Origin of the sequence: Streptomyces sp. NPDC017529, assembly GCF_044329785.1 — a bacterium.
Lineage (GTDB): Bacteria > Actinomycetota > Actinomycetes > Streptomycetales > Streptomycetaceae > Streptomyces.
Window position 1 is genome coordinate 71,163 of sequence record NZ_JBIRJY010000005.1, and the last position, 12,717, is coordinate 83,879.

Here is a 12,717-nt window from a genome sequence, read left to right on the forward strand (position 1 = left end):
GCTGGTGTTCCGGGCCGCCGCGAAGGGCTGCCCGGGGGCGGTACGGGGACGGGTGGGGAGTCGCCCCATTACCTACCCGGGCCGACCGGCCGGTCTCCTGGTCATACTTTCTTCGGGGGGCGCGTCGGAGTGGGGGTCGGCTCACCGGTGCGGGCTACGCTGAAACGGTCCGTCGCGCGCCGGAGCCGCCCCCGTATGAGCAGTAACGTTCCGCTGCCGAGGTGGGCGCGTCCGGGCGGACAACCGTTCGCGGCGGCGGGGCGGCACGCCCGGGCCGCCGGCGGTGAACGCGCCGCCAGACGCCCTGATGACGCGAGGCGGGACCCGGTGGTATAGGGCCGGCCACGGCGAAGCCGGAACCCCGCGGGAAACAACCATTCTTTCCGATCACCTCCTCTTCGCACCCTCCACGTCTACTTGAGTTCAGTAGGGCCGCATACCCGTCCCTTCGAGTCGGCCCTGTTCGTTCCGCATGTATGCCTGACACTCCTCTCCCCCTCCAGCAGCCGGTGCGGCGCCTCGGACGGCGGTTCTTCAAGCCCGAGTGTGTCCCCGTCCCTTCCGCCGGCGACCGTGCGCAGGCCGAGCCGGAAAGCGAAAGGGAATACGTGCGCCCGCAGCACTCCGATGATCTGCTGGAACGCCTCGGCGCGGAACTCGACCGGATCAGGGCCGCGTTGTGGTCGCAGCAGGCCGAAGCCGAATACGGCCCGGAACCCCGGCGGTGCTGAGAGCGGACCGCACCACCTGACCGACCGGGACCACCGCCGCCGCACCGCCCGCAGGGAAGTTGCCGTGTACGATCCCCCCAGTCTTCATCTCCTGATGCCGTCCACCGCCGACGGGTACCGGATCCCCGCCCAAGCCACCCACGAGCCCGACCTGTCCTACGCGTTCGGGCTCACCGACGGTCCCCTCTTCCGCGACCAGCCCGCCCACGAGAGCCTGGCCGACGCCTACGCCTACGACGCGGCCCGGCTGGTGCCGGACGACCTCGACGCCGAGCTGGCCCAGCTCCTGGACACCGCCGAACAGCCCCGCGTGGCCGACGCGTTGCCGGCGTCCGAACCCCACAGCCACCGCAAGCCGTCCTTCGTACGCGCCGCCCGCAACCCGGCGCGCGGCGGTACCCGGTCCTGGCGCCGCACGCTCAGCGTGGTCACCGTGGTCCTGACGGCCGTGATCGTGGTGGCGGTCGGCCTGCTGGCCGCGGTGGCCTCCTACCCGCCGCTGCGGGCGCTGGCCGGCGAGGCCACCTCACCGCACATCGCCCAGCTGTGGCCGCTCCTGGTCTACGGCCCGTGGGTCGCGGCCATCCTGTCCATCCTGCGGGCCCGCGCCCACCGGCGCCGCACCGCCCACTCGTGGTGCGTGGTCATCTTCTTCGCCGCCGTCGCCACGGTGCTGTGCATCGCCAAGGCCCCCACGACACCGGCCGGCATCACCGTCGCGGGGCTGCCGCCGGTCACCGTGCTGCTCTGCTTCCACCAGCTCATCCGCCAGCTCGAACCGGGCCCGGCGCCGACGCCCTCGACGCGGCACGCGCAGACGAAGAGCGGCGCCCGCCGCCACCGCTCCGCCCGCTGACCTCCCGGCGGCCGCCCGGGTCCCGCGGCGGCCGCCGGAAATCACTTTCAGGGCGCGGAGGTCAACGGCCGCACGCTGCCGGGTATTCACCGGGATCCGGGCCTCGCCGACGCTTCGGGGAAATCCGCTCGCGTTTCCTCGGCCGGGCCGGAAACCGGGTGTACGGTCCGTCGTACGGAAAATACCCGAAACCGGCCGACCGCCCCTTTTTTTGTTGCCCGGGAGGGCGCAATACGCCCCCCGAATGCGCCCGGCTGTCCGGAGGAAACAGCGCAGCAGAAACGGTTGCTTGACCAGAGCGAGCGTATCCGCTATTTCCGTGATTCGTTGGTGGGGATGTGAGCCGTTGCGTCAGCAGCCGATAGAGGAGTGAGTATTGATGGCCGTGAGCTGGGCGAAAAGGATCGCCGTCACGGAACCCGCCCCGAAACCCGTCCGCTACGCCCGTTACCTGGCGCCCCATTGGCAGGGGCTCCTCCGGGTGGACAGCGAGAACGGGATCGGCATCGTTCCGGCCTGCGCGTTCTTCGGCGTCATCGCTTCGGTCCTCTTCGGTGCGGGCGGCGCGGGCGTGGCCCTGCTCGTCGACGTGGTCATCGACCGCGACCAACTGGCACGCGTCTGGATGGGGTTCGACCTCGCGATGGCCGTGGCGCTGTCCGTCTCCTACTGGCTCGTCGGCCGGTACGGGCTGCGGTTCTACGACACCGACCCGGCCACCAACGACCTGTGGCGGTTGATCACCGTCGCCAACACCGCCTGGCGGTCGCTGCCCCGGGCCCACCGGACGGCCCAGAAACCCCGGCTGCGCGCGGTCAACACCGCCGCCCGCATCCTGCTCGCGGACCCCGAGGACACCAGGACCCACCAGATGCTCCACGCGCACGCCGACGTGCTGCGGCACCTGGCGACCACCGTCCTCGCCGACACCCAGCAGACCCAGCCGCCGGAGCCCGCCACCGCGTACGCGACGCGCGCCGCCGAACTCGGCCCCCGCGGCGACCACGGGCCCGTACCGCCGACCTCGCTCGAAGCGGCGCCCACCATCCCCGCGCAGCAGTGACCCGGGCCTCCCGCGCCCGGTCCTGCGTGCTGTTCCGGTCGTTGCTGACGCGTGGAGCCGGAACGGCGGGACGGCGGCGGCGGGGATCCGGCCTTGTGGGCGGTGCGCGGGCGGGCCGGAACCGGCACGTGACCTTGGCCGGGTCTGATGGCCGTACCGTCGCGCCCCGGGGTCCCTGCTCCTAGGGTGGAGCGCCGGAATCGGAAATATTTCCGTCCGCTCCCCAGGAGGTTCCCGTGAGCGTCAGCGCCAAGGGCACGTACCTGATCAAGAACACGAGCAGCGGTCTCTACCTGACCGCCAAGGGCAACAGCAAACAGGTTCCCACGGACATCGTCCAGGAGAGGCTGCACGACTGGCCGCAGCGGGCGGCGCAGGCGTGGCGGCTGGAGTCCGCGCCGGGAGGCGAGAACACCTTCCGGCTGCAGAACCAGAACAGTGGCGGGTACCTCCAGGTCCGCAGGTGCAGCAAGGACAAGGGCGCTCCCCTGGTCCAGGAGCACTTGGAGGAGAACACCCCCGCCTACCGCAGCCAGTCCTGGCAGCTCGTCGAGGAGGATCCGTACCGGATCTCCAACCTGCACAGCGGCCTGTGGGCGAACGTCCGCGACAACGCCGCCGCCGTGGGCGCGGCCGTCGACCAGTCCACGGAGAACACCGGGGCCTACCGCGGCGCCCAGCAGTGGGCCTTCGAGCCGGTCGAGGCGCTCGGTGGCGACAAGGTGTTCGACGCGCTCTCCGGGCTGCTGGTGGAGCCGGGCGGCGGCATCGTCTCCACCGTCGCGCACGTCTTCAAGGCGTCGCTGGAGGCCGCCGGCGGGGTCTTCGGCACCGTCGCCAAGTACGTGCCGGGCGACACCACGCCGTTCGTCCGCTTCGACGGCTTCCGCGGCGACGAGGTCATCCGGTTCTCCTCGCGCAACCGCGTCGAGGCGGGGCCACGCAAGATCAGCACCCAGTTCCCGCACCTGCCCAAGGAGTTCCACGGCGGCTTCGACTTCGTCACCCGGGCGCCGCGGCACAGCGACCGCACGTACCTGGGCGTCAAGGGCGATCTGACCGTCGCCTTCTCCGACAAGGGCAACGACGGCATCGACCGGAGCGAGGAGTACTTCCCGTCCCGGGAGCTGGAGCCGTACGGGCGGGTCCTGGAGGCGGCGCCGGCCAGGCCCGACGACTCCCAGTACCTGCTCTTCTGCGAGCAGGGCACGGCGCTGATCGACGGCCGGTTCCGGGCGCCGGACATCCGCGAGGTGCAGCCGATCCGGCTGGGCCAGCTGCCCAACGGCTGGGAGACGCCGGACGCGGTCGCCTCCGCCACCGTCGGCGACGAGGTCCACTTCTTCGCCACCAAGGGCACCGAGTACGCCGTCTTCACCCTGCGCGACCTCATCCAGGGGCCCGCGCCGGTGCTGAACGCCTACCCCTTCCTGCTGGGGCTCTGGGCATAGCGGCGGCCCGCGCGACCGGGTGGCCTGCGGCCGTCTCTCCGTACGGCCGCCCGGTCCCGCGCACCGGGCCGTCCCTCACTAACCTGCGTGCATGACGAATGCCATCGGCTCCGCGCAGGTGCTCAACCACTGGGAGGCAGGGCTGCGTTCGGTGCCCGCCGACGTGTGGGCGCGTACCGGTCTGCGGGTGCTGATCCTCGCCGGGAACGAGCTGACCGTACTCCCGCCCCAGGTCGGCCGGCTGCGTGCGTCGCTCGGCGACATGGCGGGGCTGCGCGAACTCCGCGCGCAGCACGCGGCCCTCACGGACCTCCCGGTCTCCCTCGGCCGCCCCGCGCGCCTGCGGGAGCTGTGGCTGCGCGGCAACCACCTGACAGGACTGCCCGCCCCCTGAGCGGCCTCCAGGCGTTGCGCGAACTGGACCTGCGCTGGAACCCCGTGGACCACGACGCGGCGCCCCTGTGCGCACTGCGCGAACGCGGCTGTGTCGTCCTGGCCTGAGGCTTCGGGGCCCGTCCTCGTGGAACGTCAGGTGAGGTCGAATTCCCCGTGCCGGGCGCCGAGGACGAAGCCGCGCCATTCGGCCGGCGTGAAGACCAGCGCGGGCACGTCCGGTGTGCGCCGGTTGCGCATCGCGATGTACCCCTCGACGAAGGCGACCTGCACGTCGCCCACCCCCTGGGTGCTCGACTGCCACGCGGCGCCGGTCAGATCCAGCTCCGGCACGGCCCCGTTCGCGAGCCGCTCCTCGGTGATGCCCTCGGCCACGTCGCTGCTCCTCCCGGTTCGGCGCTGCGGTCAGCCTAGCCATCGCGCCCGGTGACCGACAGACCGCGGTGCGCACCCGTGTCACGTGGTGGGCGGTTCCGCGCCCACCAGCCACATCGAGAAGAACTGGGAGCCGCCCCCGTACGCGTGCCCCAGTGCGCGCCGCGCGCCGGGGACCTGGTGCTCACCCGCCTGCCCGCGCACCTGGAGCGCCGCCTCGGCGAAGCGGATCATGCCGGAGGCGCCGATGGGATTGGCCGACAGCACCCCGCCGGACGGGTTGACGGGCAGGTCGCCGTCGAGTTCCGTCACCCCCGACTCGGTGAGCTTCCAGCCCTCGCCGGGCGCGGCGAAGCCCAGGTTCTCCAGCCACATCGGCTCGTACCAGCTGAACGGGACGTACATCTCGACCGCGTCGGTCTCCCGGCGCGGGTCCGTGATCCCGGCCCGCCGGTACACCGCGGCGGCGCAGTCCTTGCCCGCCTGCGGGGAGACGAAGTCCTTGCCCGCGAAGAGGGTCGGTTCGCTGCGCATCGCCCCGCCGTGCACCCAGGCTGCCGGGCGCGGCGCCCGCCGCGCGCCCGCGCGGTCGGTGAGGACCATCGCGCAGGCGCCGTCGGAGGACGGGCAGGTCTCGGAGAAGCGGATCGGGTCCCAGAGCATCGGGGACGCCTGCACCTTCTCCAGGGTGATGTCGTGCTCGTGGAGGTGGGCGTACGGGTTCTTCAGCGCGTTGCGGCGGTCCTTGTAGGCGACCAGGGAGCCGACCGTGGCGGGCGCGCCCGTACGCCGGATGTAGGCGCGCACGTGCGGGGCGAAGAAGCCACCCGCCCCGGCCAGCAGCGGCTGCTGGAACGGGACCGGAAGCGACAGTCCCCACATGGCGTTGGACTCGGACTGCTTCTCGAAGGCGAGGGTCAGCACGGTGCGGTGTACGCGGGCCGCGACGAGGTCGGCCGCGACCAGGGCGGTGGAGCCGCCGACCGAACCGGCGGTGTGCACCCGCAGCATCGGCTTGCCGACGGCGCCGAGCGCGTCGGCGAGGTACAGCTCCGGCATCATCAGGCCCTCGAAGAAGTCGGGGGCCTTGCCGATGACGACGGCGTCGACGTCCTGCCAGCCCAGCCCGGCGTCCTCAAGTGCACGGAGCGCGGCCTCGCGCACCAGTCCGGCGATGGAGACGTCGTGGCGGGCCGCGACGTGCCGGGTCTGCCCGACGCCGGTGACGGCGACGGGCTCCTTCGCGGCTGCGGCCCTGCTCATCGCGGCTCCCCTTCCAGTACGGCGACCAGGTTGTGCTGGAGGCAGGGCCCGGAGGTGGCGTGGGCCAGCGCGCGCCGCGACTGCCCGCGCCGGATCCGGTCCGCTGCCTCGCCGATCCGGATCAGCCCGGCGGCCATCACGGGGTTGGCGGCGAGCGCCCCGCCGGACGGGTTGACCCGTACCGCGTCGTCCAGCCGGAGCGCCTTGCGGAGCACGACCTCCTGCGCGGTGAAGGGCGCGTGCAGTTCGGCGGTGTCCACCGGCTGTTCGAAGGCGCCGGCGCGCTCGGCGGCCAGCCGGGCGGACGGCGAGTCGGTGAGGTCCCGTACGCCGAGTCCGTGTGCCTCGATGCGGTGGTCGATGCCGCGGATCCAGGCGGGGCGCTCGCACAGCCGCCGTGCGGTGTCCCCGGCCGCGAGGACCACGGCGGCGGCGCCGTCGCCGACCGGCGGGCAGTCGCCGGTGCGCAGCGGCCGCACGACGTACTCGCCGGGTGGCACGGGGCCGCTGAGCTGGGCGTGCGGGTTGGCCACCGCGTCGGCGCGGCTGCGTGCCGCGATCTCGGCGAGCGTCCGTTCGTCCGTGTCGCCGGCGTCGATCAGGGCCTGGGCCTGGAGGGCCGCCAGGGAGACGGAGTCGGGCCACAGCGGCGCGAGGTAGTAGGGGTCCAGCTGGCGGGTGAGCACGTCGCGCACCTCGCCGGGCGAGGTCTTGCCGTACGCGTATACGAGCGCGGTGTCGGCCTCGCCGGTCAGCAGCTTGACCCACGCCTCGTACAGCGCCCAGGCGCCGTCCGCCTCCACGTGCGACTCGGCGATGGGCGGCCAGGCGCCGACGCTGTCCAGCGCCATGGTGAAGGAGAAGGCCCGCCCGGCGAGGTAGTCCGACGACCCCGAGCAGGTGAAGTCGGCCTCTCCGGCCCGCAGTCCCGCCTGGCCGAGTGCGTCCTGGAGTACCGGCAGCAGCAGTTCGGCCTCGGAGACGTCGGAGGTGTCGCGGGTGTGGTCGCTCTGCGCGAAGGCGACGACCGCGATCTCACGCATCAGACCAGCTCCTTGTAGCTGTCGTAGTCGGCGTCGGGTTCGCCGGCCGGCCGGTAGTGGTCCGGGAAGCGGCCGTCGTCACTCCACACCGGCTCCACCCGCAGGCCCATGCGCACCTCGTCGTACGGGATGCCGCCGATGCGCGCGTGCAGGGCCAGGTCGGCGCCGTCCAGGGCGATGTGCGCGTAGACGTACGGCACCTCGATGTCGAGGTTCTTGGCCTTGATGTTCACGATGCAGAAGGTGGTGACCGTGCCTCTGGGGCCGACCTCGACCTGCTCCCGGGTGGCGACGCCGCAGGTGGGGCAGGCGCCGCGGGGTGGTACGTACACCTTGCGGCAGGACGGGCAGCGCTCGCCGACGGTGCGGCGGCCGGCGAGGGCGGTCAGGTAGCGGGTCTGGGCCCGGCCGGGCGAGTAGGTGTAGTCGAGGCGGGCGGGGGTGGTGATGCCGGTGACGGGGTCGGTGAACTCGCCGCTGTGCGGGACGGCTTCCCCCGCCGCGCCGCCCTCTTCGTACGGCTCGAAGCACGCGATGTCGGTGATCGCGCCGGTACGCTCCCGCGCCCACCGCACGCGCACCCGCATCCCGGAGCGCACGGCCTCCGGCCCGGGCGCGTCCAGGGCGTGCAGCAGGGCCGTGTCGGCGCCGTCGAGGCGGACCAGCACCCAGGCGAACGGCGTGTCCAGCGGCTGGTATCGGCGCGGGGCCGGGTTCCAGGCCCAGGTGGTGACGGTGCCGGTGCTGCCGACCTCGACGAGGTCGCGGATCTCCTCGGCGGTGACCGGGTCGTACTCGACGGGCGGCACCAGCACCCGGCCTTCGCCGGTGCGTACGCCGAGGACGACGCGCTCGCGCAGCCCGGTGAGGAAGGCGCTCTGTACGGGGCCGAGCGACCGGGTGAAGGGGAACTCCACGACGAGCGGCGCGGTGAGCGCCCCGGGTGTGCCGACGGTGCGGGAGGTCTGGGACATACGGGCTCCTCGCTCGCGTACGGGTGTCAGGCGCGCCGGAAGACGGGCGGGCGCTTCTCCGCGAAGGCCCGGGAGCCCTCTTTCGCGTCGGCGGTGGCGAAGACGGGCCAGCCGCGTTCCATCTCCGCTTTCAGCCCGTCCTCCTCGGTCATGGAGGCGGTCTCGTAGACGGACGCCTTGACCGCCTCGACGGCGAGCGGGCCGCACGCGTTGATCTGCCCGGCGATCTCCAGCGCCTTGCCGAGCGCGCCGCCGTCCGGCACGACGTGCCCGATCAGCCCGATGCGCTCGGCTTCCGCCGCGGTGTACGGGCGGCCGGTGAGCAGCATTTCCAGTGCGTGGGTGCGCGGGATCTGGCGGGCGAGGCGGACGGTGGACCCGCCGATGGGGAAGAGCCCGCGCCGTACCTCGAAGAGGCCGAAGGTGGCGCTGCGGCCGGCCACCCTGATGTCCGTGCCCTGGAGGATCTCCGTGCCGCCCGCGACGCAGGGGCCTTCGACGGCGGCGACGACCGGCTTGCGGGGGCGGTACTGGCGCAGCATCGCCTTCCAGTGGAGTTCGGGGTCGGCTTCGAGGCGCTCCCGGTACTGCTCGCCCGCCATGCCCCGGCCGGCCAGCGCCTTGAGGTCCATGCCCGCGCAGAAGGCGCCGCCGGCTCCGGTGAGCACGACCGAGCGGACGGCGTCGTCCTCGTCGGCCGCGGTCCAGCCGTCGTACAGGCCGACCAGCATCGGGAGCGAGAGCGCGTTCCTCGCCTCCGGCCGGTTGAGCGTGAGCACCAGGGTCGCGCCCTCGCGTGTCACGGTCAGATGTTCGGTCCCGCCCATGCGTCCTCCTGTCCGTACGGCCGCGTGCCGTGCCCGCCGCCCGTGAGCCGCCCGTACGCCCCGGAACGTAGAACAGGTTGCAGTAGCGGGGGGACGACTTCAAGGGTTTTCTGACAGTCAGTCAGTTTCCGCCGCCGCGCCCCTTCCCCCGTCCGCCGCGCGGCGCTCTAATGACCGCCAGACCGACGCCGCCGTCCGCCCTGGAGGAGACGTGGAATACAACCTCGCCGATCTGTTCGAGTCGGTCGTCGACACGGTTCCCGGGCGCGAGGCGCTGGTCTACCTCGATCACCCGGGCGCGGCGCGGCGGCTGACCTACGCGGAGCTGGACCGGGCCGCCAACCGGCTCGCCCACCACCTGCGCTCCCACGGGATCACGCCCGGCGCACACGTCGGCCTGCATCTCTACAACGGCGTCGAGTACCTCCAGACCGTCTACGCCTGCCTGAAGATCCGTGCCGTCCCGGTCAACGTCAACTACCGCTACGTCGCGGACGAGCTGGCATACCTCTACCGGGACGCGGACCTCGCCGCGCTGGTCTTCGACGCGGAGTTCACCGGCCGGGTCGCGGCCGCGCTGCCGCGCACCGGCGGACCGCGCCACCTGGTCCGGGTCGGCACGCCGCCACCGCACGCCCCCGAGCCCGCCGTCCGCCCCGTGCCGTTCGCGGACGCCGAGGCGTCCGGGCCGCCCGAGCGCGGCTTCGGGCCGCGCTCCCCCGACGACCGGTTCATCATCTACACCGGCGGCACCACCGGCATGCCCAAGGGCGTGCTGTGGCGGCACGAGGACCTGTTCTTCTCCGGCATGGGCGGCGGGGCGCCCACCGGCGAGCCGGTACGGCGCCCGGAGGAACTGGCCGAACGCGTCGCCGCCGGCGGCGAAGGGCTGGTCTTCTTCCCCACTCCCCCGCTGATGCACGGCACCTCCACCCTCACCGCCTTCATCGCCTTCCACTTCGGCCAGAAAGTGGTCCTGCACCGCAAGTTCGTGCCGGAGGAGGTACTGCGCACCGTCGAACGCGAGCGGGTCACCAGCATCTCGCTGGTCGGCGACGCGATGCTCCGCCCGCTCGCGGACGCGCTGGCGGGCCCGCTCAAGGGCACGGACTGCTCCTCGCTGTTCAGCGTCAGCAGCTCGGGCGCGATCCTCTCGGAGACCGTACGGGCCCAGTTCGCCGCCCTCGTGCCGGACGCCTTGCTGCTCAACAACTTCGGCTCCTCCGAGTCGGGCTTCAACGGCACCGCCACCGAGGACTCCGGCCCGGACAAGGGCTTCCGGCTACGCGTCAACGCGCACACGGCGGTGGTCGACGCGGACTCCCCCGCCCACCGGCCCGTGGCGGCCGGCGAGGTGGGGCGGCTCGCGCTGCGCGGGCACGTACCGCTCGGCTACTACAACGACCCGCGCAAGACCGCCGAGACGTTCTTCGAGGCGAACGGCGACCGGTGGGTACTTCTCGGCGACCTGGCCACCGTCGACGAGGAGGGCGTCGTCACCGTCCTCGGGCGGGGCTCGCAGTGCATCAACTCCGGCGGCGAGAAGATCTACCCGGAGGAGGTCGAGCAGGCGCTGAAAGCGCACCCCGACGTGTACGACGCGCTGGTGGCCGGCGTGCCGGACCAGCGGTGGGGCAGCCGGGTCGCCGCCGTCGTCCAGCTCCGCGACGGTGCGCCCCCCTTGGACCTGGCCGCCTTGCAGGCCCACTGCCGGGCGCGGCTGGCCGGCTACAAGGTTCCCCGTTCGGTCGTCTTCGCCGACCGCATCCAGCGCTCCCCGAGCGGCAAGGCGGACTACCGGTGGGCGAAGACGGTGGTCTCCGGGGCCGCCCTGTAGGGGCCGTTCGCGCGGGGCCCCGGTCACCGGCCGGGCTCCGGCCGCCGCCCCGACGGCGGCCGGAGTCCCTGACCGGCAGTTCAGGTGGTGCGGCGCTGGCGGCGGCGCGGCCGACACACCCGCGAGGGGGTGTGCGCCGCGCCGGGCCGGGCTATGACGGCAAGAATCTCGGACATACGGTTCTCCTGTGTGGGAGGAAGGGGACACCCGCACGGTTGCCCCGCGCCTCCAGGTGGGTCAACTTCCGGTTACGGCGCTTCACCCGCTTGGCACACGCCGCGCCGCCCGAATGCAGCAAGCCGCGGCCCGCGCCAAGGGTGGGAAGCGGCCCGGCAACGGCTCTACGCTGAAGCATGGACTTCGACAGCGTGGAGTTCGAAGGCGCCCGGTCCGGTTCGTACGACCTCCGGGTCCGGCTCGACCCCGCGGAGCACGACCCGCGCTCGGACACGGCCGCGCTGTGCGCCGCGGGGCCGGTCGTCCCCGTCGTGCTGCCGGGCGGGGTGACGGCCTGGCTGGTGACCCGCCATCAGGCCGGGCGTACGGTGCTGGCCGACAGCCGCTTCGTCAAGGACATCGGCGCGTGGCGTGCCTGGCGCAGCGGGGAGGTCCCGTGCTCCTGGCCGCTGGCGCCGCTGCTGACCGTCGCCAACATGACCACCGCGACGGCGGGCGACCACACCCGGCTGCGCGCGCCGCTGGCCCGGGCGTTCACCGTGCGCCGTGTGGAGCGGCTGCGGCCGCGCGTCGAGGAGCTGACCGGCCTGCTGCTGGACGGCCTCGCCGCCGGCCCGGCCACGGAGCCGGTCGAGCTGCGGGAGCGGTTCGCGCTCCCGCTGCCGATCCACGTGATCTGCGAGCTGTTCGGCGTACCCGGCGGCCGCCGCGAGCGGCTGCGGTCGCTGTGCGGTGCCCTGTTCGGCGCCCCGGCCGGCCCGTCCGAGGCCCTGGCCACCCACCGCGCGCTGCGCGCCGCGCTCGGCGGGCTCCTCGACGAGAAGCGGGCCAGGCCGGGGGACGACCTCACGAGCGCGCTGGTGGCCCCCGGGGAGTGGACGCTGAGCGCGACCGAACTGGTCGACACGCTGCTGCTGATGATCGTCGCCGGCCATGAGACGACCGTGAACCTCCTGGGCAACGCCGTGTACGCGCTGCTCACCCACCCGCGTCAGCTGGCGCTCGCCCGCAGCGGGCAGGTGGCGTGGGACGCGGTGGTCGAGGAGGTGCTGCGCTGGGACCCGCCGGTCGCCAACTTCCCGTTCCGCTACGCCCTGTGCGACGTGGACCTGGCCGGCCACACCATCCGCGCCGGCGACCCGGTGATGCTCTCGTACACCGCGTTCGGCCGCGATCCCGAGCAGCACGGGCCCGGCGCCGCGGGCTTCGACATCACCCGGGAGCCCACCCGCCACCTCGCCTTCGGCCACGGCATCCACCACTGCCTCGGCGCGCCGCTCGCCCGGCTCGAAGCGGCCGTCGCCCTGTCCGCGCTCTTCGAACGCTTCCCCGAGCTGGCCCTGTACGAGCCGGAACGGCCCCCGGCGCGCCGCCCCGGCCTGGTCTTCAACGGCCTGCGGGACCTGCCGGTCGTCCTGGCCCCGCGCGGCGCCTCATGACGCCCGGCCCGGCTCCTCGCGCCCGCACACGGACCGTACGGAACGGGCCAGCGCGACCGTGTGCAGGGCGTCCAGGCGCCTTTCGTGGCGTACGCGTCGGTCGGCGTCCGCCAGCCGGGGGCCGCAGAGCGGCGCCGACCGCGCCTCCTCGGACCCGGCGACGGCCCGCATCAGCGCGTCGTCGACCCGCGCCGGCCGTCGTCGCCTGGGTGACGACGAGGAGCACGGCGGCCGTACCCGTGGTCAACAGCCGGCGCGGGAGACTCGGCCCGTTCCGTATCACCATCG

The 12,717-nt window shown here is 73.2% G+C and carries 13 protein-coding genes; 7 read left to right on the plus strand and 6 right to left on the minus strand.

Annotated features, from left to right (window positions below; translation table 11 throughout):
- Window positions 1–476: 476 nt before the first annotated feature.
- From ACH4K4_RS14050 to ACH4K4_RS14070, 5 genes are all read left to right on the plus strand, one after another.
- Window positions 477–731 (plus strand): hypothetical protein, encoded by a 255-nt coding sequence (locus ACH4K4_RS14050; RefSeq protein WP_398167285.1) that lies wholly within the window; start codon window positions 477–479, stop codon window positions 729–731.
- A gap of 94 nt (window positions 732–825) precedes the next feature.
- Window positions 826–1,587 (plus strand): DUF2637 domain-containing protein, encoded by a 762-nt coding sequence (locus ACH4K4_RS14055; protein ID WP_398167286.1) that lies wholly within the window; start codon window positions 826–828, stop codon window positions 1,585–1,587.
- Window positions 1,588–1,966: 379 nt separating this feature from the next.
- Complete coding sequence (locus ACH4K4_RS14060; RefSeq protein WP_398167288.1) at window positions 1,967–2,650, plus strand: hypothetical protein; 684 nt, start codon at window positions 1,967–1,969, stop codon at window positions 2,648–2,650.
- A gap of 236 nt (window positions 2,651–2,886) precedes the next feature.
- Window positions 2,887–4,101, plus strand: a complete 1,215-nt coding sequence (locus tag ACH4K4_RS14065; RefSeq protein ID WP_398167289.1) for an RICIN domain-containing protein — start codon at window positions 2,887–2,889, stop codon at window positions 4,099–4,101.
- Window positions 4,102–4,192: 91 nt separating this feature from the next.
- The gene (locus tag ACH4K4_RS14070; protein WP_398167291.1) at window positions 4,193–4,495 is read left to right on the plus strand and encodes a hypothetical protein; all 303 of its coding nucleotides are present in this window, start codon (window positions 4,193–4,195) and stop codon (window positions 4,493–4,495) included.
- Window positions 4,496–4,629: 134 nt separating this feature from the next.
- Here ACH4K4_RS14070 and ACH4K4_RS14075 read toward each other — a convergent pair whose 3' ends face one another.
- The 5 genes from ACH4K4_RS14075 to ACH4K4_RS14095 form a co-directional block, all read right to left on the minus strand.
- Window positions 4,630–4,869: a DUF397 domain-containing protein gene (locus ACH4K4_RS14075; RefSeq protein ID WP_398167293.1), complete on the minus strand. Its 240-nt coding sequence runs from the start codon at window positions 4,867–4,869 to the stop codon at window positions 4,630–4,632.
- An 81-nt stretch (window positions 4,870–4,950) separates the two neighbouring features.
- Window positions 4,951–6,132 (minus strand): thiolase domain-containing protein, encoded by a 1,182-nt coding sequence (locus ACH4K4_RS14080; protein WP_398167295.1) that lies wholly within the window; start codon window positions 6,130–6,132, stop codon window positions 4,951–4,953.
- Window positions 6,129–7,175 (minus strand): thiolase domain-containing protein, encoded by a 1,047-nt coding sequence (locus ACH4K4_RS14085; protein WP_398167296.1) that lies wholly within the window; start codon window positions 7,173–7,175, stop codon window positions 6,129–6,131. The genes ACH4K4_RS14080 and ACH4K4_RS14085 overlap by 4 nt, the downstream gene beginning before the upstream one ends.
- A complete protein-coding gene (locus tag ACH4K4_RS14090) occupies window positions 7,175–8,149 on the minus strand; it encodes a Zn-ribbon domain-containing OB-fold protein (RefSeq protein ID WP_398167297.1) in 975 nt (324 codons plus the stop codon). The genes ACH4K4_RS14085 and ACH4K4_RS14090 overlap by 1 nt, the downstream gene beginning before the upstream one ends.
- A gap of 26 nt (window positions 8,150–8,175) precedes the next feature.
- The gene (locus ACH4K4_RS14095; RefSeq protein WP_398167298.1) at window positions 8,176–8,976 is read right to left on the minus strand and encodes a crotonase/enoyl-CoA hydratase family protein; all 801 of its coding nucleotides are present in this window, start codon (window positions 8,974–8,976) and stop codon (window positions 8,176–8,178) included.
- Window positions 8,977–9,187: 211 nt separating this feature from the next.
- Between ACH4K4_RS14095 and ACH4K4_RS14100 the strand changes: the two genes are divergently transcribed.
- Together ACH4K4_RS14100 and ACH4K4_RS14105 are read left to right on the plus strand one after the other, a co-directional pair.
- Window positions 9,188–10,813 carry an acyl-CoA synthetase gene (locus ACH4K4_RS14100; protein WP_398167300.1) on the plus strand — a complete coding sequence of 542 codons (1,626 nt, stop codon included), beginning with the start codon at window positions 9,188–9,190 and terminating at the stop codon, window positions 10,811–10,813.
- A gap of 353 nt (window positions 10,814–11,166) precedes the next feature.
- Complete coding sequence (locus tag ACH4K4_RS14105; RefSeq protein WP_398167301.1) at window positions 11,167–12,429, plus strand: cytochrome P450; 1,263 nt, start codon at window positions 11,167–11,169, stop codon at window positions 12,427–12,429.
- Here ACH4K4_RS14105 and ACH4K4_RS14110 read toward each other — a convergent pair.
- The gene (locus ACH4K4_RS14110; RefSeq protein ID WP_398167302.1) at window positions 12,424–12,600 is read right to left on the minus strand and encodes a hypothetical protein; all 177 of its coding nucleotides are present in this window, start codon (window positions 12,598–12,600) and stop codon (window positions 12,424–12,426) included. The two genes, ACH4K4_RS14105 and ACH4K4_RS14110, sit on opposite strands and share 6 nt — an antisense overlap.
- Between the last annotated feature and the right edge of the window lie 117 nt (window positions 12,601–12,717).